An 8,030-nucleotide genomic window follows, 5' to 3' on the forward strand; every position below is an offset into this window, starting at 1 on the left:
ACTCCGCCGTCGGGCGGCGTGAACTCAGCCGTCAGACGGGTTTGTGCGCGAGGACGGCGAAGATGGTCACCGACAGGTGGATATCGCCGGAGGCGGCGCCCGCCTCCAGGTCAGCCACCAGCTGGTCGCGCTGCTCCTGGGTGATGGCGCGGCGGGCGACGGCCATATCGGCGACGCGGGCGACCAGTGCGCCCGCGCCCGCACTGCGGTCCTGGACCAGCGCGTGCGAGCCGATGTCGTCGATGACCAGTCCCGCCCGGGTGAGCTGCCCGGCGAGCTGGCGGCCCGCGTAGGGATTGGTGGTGCTGGCGATCATGGTGTCGATGACCTCGTTCACCACGCGGCGGTCGCCGGGATGCACGATGGCGGTGCCCCAGTCGCTGTCCATCACCACGACGCGACCGCCGGGGGCGAGCACGCGGGCGATCTCACCGGCGGCGCGGGCGGGCGCGGTGAGGTGCTGGAAGACCCGTTCGCACAGGGCGACGTCGAAGGTGTCGTTGCCGAACGGCAGCCCGTAGGCGTCACCGGACATGAATTTCGCGTGGGAGCCGTGGTCGGCGGCCCGCCGTTCGGCGGCGGCCAGCAGGGCCGGGTCGGGTTCAACGCCCATGGCCAGGCCGGTGGGGCCGACCCGGTCGGCGAAGGCCAGCACCTCGGACCCGGTGCCGGAGCCGATGTCGAGGGCGCTTTCGCCGGGCTGCGGGGCGAGCGCCTCATGGGCCCAGTGCCGCAGGCTGCGGATGGCGGGTAGTGCCGCGCGTAGGTCGCGGACGTCGACGAGTTGGTCTTGGCCGTTCTTGTCGAACCGATCCGGTGCCAGCCCGGACCGCGTGCCGTTATGCGGCACGGAGCCCACTGTGGGGGAGGCCATAGTGTCAGGCATGGGCCGAGCCTACTTGTGTTCGGGGACGACGCATCACAAGGTCTGTGATATGCGTCACGATAGCGCTCTTCGCCCGGTTGCGCACGGATGCGGCCGCCGTCGCACCCCTTCTCGCTCGACAGTGCGTGCCGAAGTGCGATGATCGATGCCATGGCGACCCGCAAGCTGTGTATCGCGCAGGATCCGCAGGCCGATGAGCTGCTCTCCACCGACGACTTCGCATTGCTCGTCGGCATGGCCCTGGACCAGCAGTTCCCCATGGAGCACGCGTTCCGCGGCCCGCAGAAGATCGCGGACCGGATGGGCGGATTCGACATCCACCGCATCGCCGCCGCCGATCCCGCCGAGTTCGAGGAGATCGGGGCCACGCCGCCCGCCATCCACCGCTACGGGCGCTCCATGGCACGGCGGGTGCAGGAGTTGGCGCACTACATCATCGAGCACTACGACGGCCGCACCGCCGGCCTGTGGACCGACGGCGACCCGGACGGCAAGGAAGTCCTGAAGCGCCTCAAGGCCCTGCCCGGCTTCGGCGACCAGAAGGCCCGCATCTTCCTGGCACTGCTGGGCAAGCAGGACGGCCTGGCGGCGAAGGGCTGGCGCGAGGCCGCCGGCGCCTACGGCGAGCAGCACTCCCGCCGCTCGGTCGCCGACGTCACCGACGCCGAATCCCTGGCCCAGGTCCGCGAGTTCAAGAAGCAGGCGAAGGCCGCCGCCAAGGCGGGCTGACCGGCGCTCACGAAGGGGTTGTACGCACCGAGCGCAGCGCGGCGACCACCTCGGTCACGGCGGTGGACAGCAGACGGACGTAGGTGTCGGGGTCCGGGATGACGACCGGATCGGCGTGCACCGAGAAGGTGACCGTGTCCCCGAGACCGTGGATGCCGTGGGTGAGGTGCATGACGGATCCCAGGGCCGGGAAACCGGCGGTGAAGTGGACGCGGCCGTTGCCGAGGGTCAGGTCGGCGGGGCCGCGGTGGACGCTGGAGACGACGGTGTGGCCCGAAACCTGGTCGGGGAGGATGTCGATCGGGTAGGTGGTGACGTCGCGGTGCAGGAGTAGGGCCGGGAGGGCGGCGGTCACCGCGTCCTGAGCGGCGTGCAAGGGGTGGGTCGCCCGGGTGCGGCGGGTGGCCATGGTCGCGGCGATGCGGTCGGCGCGACGGCACAGGTCGGGTTCGTCGATGGCGAGGTCTACCGAGAGGTCGCGGTAACTGTTGCGTTGGCCGCCGGGGTTGCCGGGGACGGCCATGGGAACCTGAGCGCCGAGGGCGTCGGCTGGCTCGCCCCGGGCGCTGAGGTAGCGCTGCAAGGTCAGTGACACCGCGGTGAGCGCGACGACGGTGACGGTGCGCCCGGGTGTACGCAGGTCCGCCGTGTCGAACACGAGCATGCGGACCGAGTGGCCGGGGACCGCGCCATTGCCGTGCAACAGATTCGGCGGGTAACCGGACGCCGGTGGTGGAAGTTCGTTCCGCTCGGTGAGTTCGGCCAGCTCACGCTGCGCGCGGTAGGCGGTGTAGCCGCGAAATACGGTGCGGGCCATGCCCAGCGGTATGCGGGGCAGCGCGGTCGCCGCAGCGAACCAACTCGTCACGCGATCGGGCAACACCGCGGCCCACTTCCCGGCCGAGCCCCCACTCCCCCGCGCTGCCGTCGCATCATCCGGTGTGGACGGCCCTGCCGATGTGCCGTGCCGACGGTCATCCGACCGCCTCGACGACCTGCCGTCCCCGGCCTGATCGCGGTCTTTCACCCGCTCCACCGCCGTGCGGTTCCCACTGAGCGGCAAGGGGATCGGTGCCGCTTCGTCATGCTCGGTGAACAGCGCGCGGGCGAGGTCGGCGGCGCGGCGACCGTCGGCGAGGGCATGGGAGAGTTGGAGGACAGCCACGATGACGGGACCGGTCGCGGTAGGGGCGTCGGCGACGCCGCGGAACAGGTGCAGCAGCCAAGGGCGGTCGGCGGCGTCGAGGCTGGTGTCCACGAGTTTGCCGAGGGCGGCGAGAAGTTCAGACCAGTCGGATTTTTCGAGCACATGCTCGACGAACTGGCTGTCAGCGAACTCGCAGGGCGTCCAACGCGGATACGCAAGGTTCGCAGGAACGTCCAGCACCCGGACCAGCAAATCTGGAATGCTGGTGGTTCGCTCTGCGATGGCGGTACGCAATTCCGCTGTGGGCACACCGGTATCGGCGAAGCAGTACAGCAGGAACAAATCATTGCGGGTGCGGGTGGACAGCCAGTACATGGTCGCGTCCCGAGGCGCCAGCGAGTTCACGCCCGCGACCATATCGGCCGGAATTCCGGCCCGGCCCAACGGCACTGCGTGCTACCGTCTGTAGTAGAAGTATTTCACTCTCCTGCGGGGGCGGGGTGACCGCGAATGGCAACTTCACGTGCGGGTCGTCGAGCGGCCGAACAAGCCGATGCCATGGATGCGCGGTATCAAGCCGCCGCATTCCTGAAACGATCCATCAACAAGGTGTTTCCGACCCACTGGTCGTTCCTGCTCGGTGAGATCGCGCTCTACACCTTCATCATCCTGCTGCTCTCCGGCGTGTATCTGACGTTGTTCTTCGACCCGTCCATGGCGCACGTCGTCTACGACGGCACCTACCAGCCGCTGCGTGGCGTCACCATGTCACGCGCCTACGAGTCCACCCTGGAGATCTCCTTCGATGTGCGTGGCGGACTGTTCGTGCGGCAGGTACACCATTGGGCCGCACTGCTTTTCACCGCGTCCATGATCGTGCACCTGTCCCGCGTCTTCTTCACCGGCGCGTTCCGGCGACCGCGCGAGGCCAACTGGGTACTCGGCTCACTGCTGCTGATCATCGCCATGTTCGAGGGCTTCTTCGGCTACTCGCTGCCCGACGATCTGCTCTCCGGCACCGGGCTGCGCGCCGCCTTCGCGGGCATCACCATGAGCACGCCGATCATCGGCACCTGGTTGCACTGGCTCATGTTCGGCGGGGACTTCCCGGGGACCATCATCATCCCGCGGCTCTACATCGCGCACGTGCTGCTGTTCCCCGGCATCATGATCGCGCTGGTGGCCGCGCACATCGCGCTGGTCTGGTACCAGAAGCACACGCAGTACCCCGGCCCGGGACGCACCGAACGCAATGTGATCGGCACCCGCATCGTGCCGGTGTTCTCGCTGGACCAGGGCGCGTTCTTCGCGTTCAACCTGGCGATCCTCGCCTTCATGGGCGGGCTGTTGCAGATCAATCCGATCTGGAATCTCGGGCCGTACAACCCCTCCCAGGTGTCGGCGGGTACGCAGCCGGACTTCTACCTCATGTGGACCGACGGATTCCTGCGACTGTTCCCGCCGTGGGAGCTGTACATCTTCGGCCATACCGTGCCCGGCGCGTTCGCGGTGGCCATCCTCATGCCGCTGATCTTCGTGCTGCTCATCGCCTATCCGTGGATCGAGAAGCGGCTCACCGGCGATCGCGCCCACCACAACCTGCTGCAACGCCCCCGGGACGTGCCCACCCGCACGGCGATCGGGGCCATGTCGCTGACCTTCTACCTCGTGCTCACGCTGGCCTGCGTCAACGACATCATCGCGCTGGGATTCCATATCTCGCTCAATGCGACGACCTGGGGATTCCGTTTCGCCCTGCTCCTGCTGCCGCCGCTGGCCTACTACGTGGCCTACCGGCTCTGCCTGGGCCTGCAACGCAGTGACCGCGCGGTTCTCGAACACGGCATCGAAACCGGTGTGGTGCGCCGACTTCCGCACGGCGAGTACATCGAACTGCACCAGCCCCTGGGCCCCGTCGACGCCCACGGCCACCCGATCCCGCTGGAATACCAGGGCGCCCGCGTCCCCCGAAAGATGAACGAACTGGGCATCGCGGGCCGCCCCGGCACCGGCGCCTTCTTCCGCCCCGACCCCGACGCCGAGCGCGACCTACACCGAGCTAACGAACAAGAAGAAGAACACAAGCAACTAGCCGTCCTCCGCCGCGCCCAGGAAGAAGGCAACGGCCACCCCCACTAACCGCAAGCACCCACCCGAACTCCGAGGTACACACTCCGGGGTTCGCGGCGCGTCTCGGTTCTGGACTGACCAGAGCGGAGGAGGGAAGCGGGGGAGCGGCGGGAGGGAAGAATCGAGACCTCCAGCGCCGCGAACCCCGCCCGGAGCGCAGCGGAGGGCAATACATACAGTCAGGCGCGTTTGAACTCTCCGTCGGATACGCCCATCACGAACGCATCCCACTCGCCCGGCGTGAATGCCAGGATCGGGCCGTGGCCGTGGTCCTTGCTGTCGCGGACCGCGATGTTGCCGTCCCGCAGAAACGCCACTTCCACACAGTTTCCATTCGGTCCGCTATGTTTGCTCTTGCGCCATGAGGCGCCTGCCAAATCCACCTTCACGGTTCTAGCTCCTTTGCTGCATCATGCGTGAGTTCTTGCTGGCATCGTTCTCGTGACAGGCCGGAAGAGGGTGAAATCCGGCTTCCGCAGTGCGCCTGAGGTAGCACGCAACTGTGCCGTCAACTCGTTCTCTGCACTTCACGACGGGAATGCTCCCCCGATGACCATTCCCGGGCTAAACAGTAGCAGGGTTCGTCAACAGGAGATCGCATTCTTTCGAATTCAACCAGCGAATGCGTGGCAAAGTTTGCTGGCAAACTATTTGCCAAATAATTGCAGAATGCCTGAACGGGCGAATATCGGGTGGCACATGTTTATTGCGGGTGGGTGTGCGCATCCGGGTGGCAAACCGGACCGCCGCCGCTGTCGCGCACATCCGGGATGATGGAGGCCATGGCCGATGCACCGCATGCCGACGACTCCCGGGACCGTGACGAGAGCGGACGTGCGCGGAATGCGCGTCCCCGTGATCGTTTCGGCCGCCCGCTGCCCATGGGCAGTGTCGGCGTACCTCGCATACCGGACGATCTCGAACTCGCACCCGCGGAAACGCTCGAGTACGCCCAGCAACTCCTCGATGCGGGGCTCGCCTTCAACGCCCATGAGGTCCTGGAGGCCGCGTGGAAGAACGGGCCGTTCGCCGAAAGGATGCTGTGGCAGGGATTGGCCCAGTATGCCGTTGGCCTGACCCACATTCAGCGGGGGAATCGGAAGGGTGCGCGCACCCTCCTCGAGCGCGCCGTGCACCGCCTCTCGGCCTTCGGACCACCGCCGTACGGTATCGACAGCGCCGGACTCGTCGCCCGCGCGAAGGAGCTCCTCGCAACCTTCGACACCGATACATCCATCGCCGAGGAGAGGTTGCGGGTGCGGCTGACGCTGCTGGCATCGGACCGAGAGCGTGAGTAATCCGCTGACCACCCGCGCCGCATCGGCCGCCGCTCAGGTGCACCCACCCCCGGCATCTCGCCGACGGCCAGGGCTGTGAGTACCGCCGCTAGCATGGACCTACGTGTCCACCGACCAGACCGCGCCCGCCGCATGCCCGGCCACCGCCGTGGGCAACGGCCGGTTCGCGCCCAGCCCCTCGGGCGATCTGCACCTGGGAAACCTGCGCACCGCCCTGCTGGCCTGGCTGTTCGCCCGTTCCACCGGCCGCGGCTTCCTCATGCGCGTCGAGGACCTGGACCGGGTGCGGCCCGGAGCCGCCGAACGGCAGCTCGCGGACCTGGCGGCCATCGGGCTGGAGTGGGATCCGCCGGTGGTGCGGCAGTCCGAGCGGACACCGCACTACGAGGCGGCCATCGCCCGGCTCACCGATGCCGGGCTCACCTACGAATGCTTCTGCACGCGCCGGGAGATCCAGCAGGCGGCCACGGCACCGCACGGCCCCATGGGCGCGTACCCGGGCACCTGCCGCGATCTGACCGCTCGACAGCGCGCCGAACGCCGGGCCGCGGGTCGGCCCGCCGCGCTCCGCTTGCGCGCCGAGGTCCACGAATTCGAGATCACCGACGAACTGCACGGCTCCTACCGCGGCGCGGTGGACGATCTGGTGCTGCGGCGCGGCGACGGCATCCCGGCCTACAACCTGGCCGTGGTGGTGGACGATGCCGAGCAGGGCGTCGACCAGGTGGTGCGCGGTGACGACCTGCTGCCCTCCACACCCCGGCAGGCGTATCTGGCGACGCTGCTCGGCCTGTCCGTGCCGCAGTACGCCCATGTGCCACTGGTGCTGAATCAGGCCGGGCAGCGGCTGGCCAAACGCGACGGCGCGGTCACCCTCGGTGACCGGCTCGACCGAGGCGAAACCGTCGACGAGGTGGTGGGATACCTGGCCCGGTCGCTCGGCTACGCGGCGCACAGCCCGGCCGAGTTGCTGCCCCGTTTCCGCCCGGCGGACCTGCCCCGCGAACCGTGGACACTCGATCCGGATTGGCTTGTTGCGAGCAGTCCAGGTCCGTAACGTACGGATTCGACACCACACCGGACGAAACTTCACATGAGGACGGCGAGACAATGACGAGCGGTGGGTACGACCCCAATCAGTATCCGCAGGGCGGCGACCCGTACGGGCAGAACCCCGGCGGCCAGCCCTACGGCCAGGGCCAGCCGCAGTACGGGCAGCAGCCCTACGGCCAGTCCGACCCCTACAACCAGCAGCCGCCGCAGTACGGACAGCAGCCGTCCGATCCCTACGGCCAGCAGCCGCAGTACGGGCAGCAGCCGGACCCCTACGGGCAGCAGCAACCGTATGGCCAGCCGCCGCAGTACGGGCAGCAGCCCGGTTACGGCGCACCGGGATTCGGTGGCGCGTTCGGCGGCACGGCCCCCGGTGAGCTGTGGCCCCGCCTCGGCGCGCGCATCATCGACGGCCTGATCGTCGGCATCCCCGCGGGCATCATCGGCGTCGTGCTCAACTCCAGCTCCAGCACGCTCAGCACGCTGTGGTCGGTGCTGACCCCGGCGCTGCTGTTCGGCTACTTCGTGTTCATGGAGACCCAGCAGGGCGGCCAGACCCTCGGCAAGAAATTGCTCGGCATGCGCGTGCTCGCCCCCGGCGGCGGCACCCTGGATCCGGCGACCTCGGCCAAGCGCAACCTGTTCGTCCTGGCCAATATGATCCCCTGCCTGGGCTTGCTCATCTCGATCGGCCTGTGGATCTACATCGCGGTCACCATCGAGCAGGACCCGAACAAGCAGGGCTGGCACGACAAGTTCGCGGGCGGCACCCAGGTCGTCAAGAGCT

At 68.1% G+C, this 8,030-nt stretch carries 8 protein-coding genes; 5 read left to right on the forward strand and 3 right to left on the reverse strand.

Features of this window, described 5'->3' with window-relative positions:
- Nucleotides 1–31 precede the first annotated feature (31 nt).
- Nucleotides 32–886 (reverse strand): methyltransferase domain-containing protein, encoded by an 855-nt coding sequence (locus QK444_RS27895; RefSeq protein WP_282785125.1) that lies wholly within the window; start codon nucleotides 884–886, stop codon nucleotides 32–34.
- Between the two features lie 150 nt (nucleotides 887–1,036).
- Here QK444_RS27895 and QK444_RS27900 point away from each other — a divergent pair, with 150 nt between their 5' ends.
- Nucleotides 1,037–1,615, forward strand: coding sequence for an HhH-GPD-type base excision DNA repair protein (locus QK444_RS27900; protein ID WP_282785126.1), 579 nt, complete (start codon nucleotides 1,037–1,039; stop codon nucleotides 1,613–1,615).
- A gap of 7 nt (nucleotides 1,616–1,622) precedes the next feature.
- On the opposite strand, the gene QK444_RS27905 is transcribed toward QK444_RS27900, so the two are convergent.
- Complete coding sequence (locus tag QK444_RS27905) at nucleotides 1,623–3,167, reverse strand: wax ester/triacylglycerol synthase domain-containing protein (protein WP_282785127.1); 1,545 nt, start codon at nucleotides 3,165–3,167, stop codon at nucleotides 1,623–1,625.
- A 105-nt stretch (nucleotides 3,168–3,272) separates the two neighbouring features.
- On the opposite strand from QK444_RS27905, the gene QK444_RS27910 reads away from it, so the two are divergent.
- Nucleotides 3,273–4,901: a cytochrome bc complex cytochrome b subunit gene (locus QK444_RS27910; protein ID WP_282785128.1), complete on the forward strand. Its 1,629-nt coding sequence runs from the start codon at nucleotides 3,273–3,275 to the stop codon at nucleotides 4,899–4,901.
- A 170-nt stretch (nucleotides 4,902–5,071) separates the two neighbouring features.
- Here the strand turns inward: QK444_RS27910 and QK444_RS27915 are convergent, their stop codons facing one another.
- Nucleotides 5,072–5,281 (reverse strand): DUF397 domain-containing protein, encoded by a 210-nt coding sequence (locus QK444_RS27915; protein ID WP_029932862.1) that lies wholly within the window; start codon nucleotides 5,279–5,281, stop codon nucleotides 5,072–5,074.
- Nucleotides 5,282–5,674: 393 nt separating this feature from the next.
- Here QK444_RS27915 and QK444_RS27920 point away from each other — a divergent pair, with 393 nt between their 5' ends.
- From QK444_RS27920 to QK444_RS27930, 3 genes are all read left to right on the forward strand, one after another.
- Nucleotides 5,675–6,190 carry a DUF309 domain-containing protein gene (locus QK444_RS27920; RefSeq protein WP_282785129.1) on the forward strand — a complete coding sequence of 172 codons (516 nt, stop codon included), beginning with the start codon at nucleotides 5,675–5,677 and terminating at the stop codon, nucleotides 6,188–6,190.
- Nucleotides 6,191–6,293: 103 nt separating this feature from the next.
- A complete protein-coding gene (gene gluQRS / locus QK444_RS27925; RefSeq protein ID WP_282785130.1) occupies nucleotides 6,294–7,247 on the forward strand; it encodes a tRNA glutamyl-Q(34) synthetase GluQRS in 954 nt (317 codons plus the stop codon).
- A gap of 53 nt (nucleotides 7,248–7,300) precedes the next feature.
- Nucleotides 7,301–8,030, forward strand: a 730-nt coding sequence (locus QK444_RS27930; RefSeq protein WP_282785131.1) for an RDD family protein, incomplete at its 3' end; no start/stop codon positions are given.

This window comes from Nocardia sp. CC201C (assembly GCF_030010695.1).
Lineage (GTDB): Bacteria > Actinomycetota > Actinomycetes > Mycobacteriales > Mycobacteriaceae > Nocardia > Nocardia otitidiscaviarum.

Bases quoted from the DNA above. Each gene is read 5' to 3' on its own strand.
- QK444_RS27895 (WP_282785125.1), bottom strand. From the start codon at position 886: ATGCCTGACACTATGGCCTCCCCCACAGTGGGCTCCGTGCCGCATAAC.
- QK444_RS27900 (WP_282785126.1), top strand. From the start codon at position 1,037: ATGGCGACCCGCAAGCTGTGTATCGCGCAGGATCCGCAGGCCGATGAG.
- QK444_RS27910 (WP_282785128.1), top strand. From the start codon at position 3,273: ATGGCAACTTCACGTGCGGGTCGTCGAGCGGCCGAACAAGCCGATGCC.
- QK444_RS27920 (WP_282785129.1), top strand. From the start codon at position 5,675: ATGGCCGATGCACCGCATGCCGACGACTCCCGGGACCGTGACGAGAGC.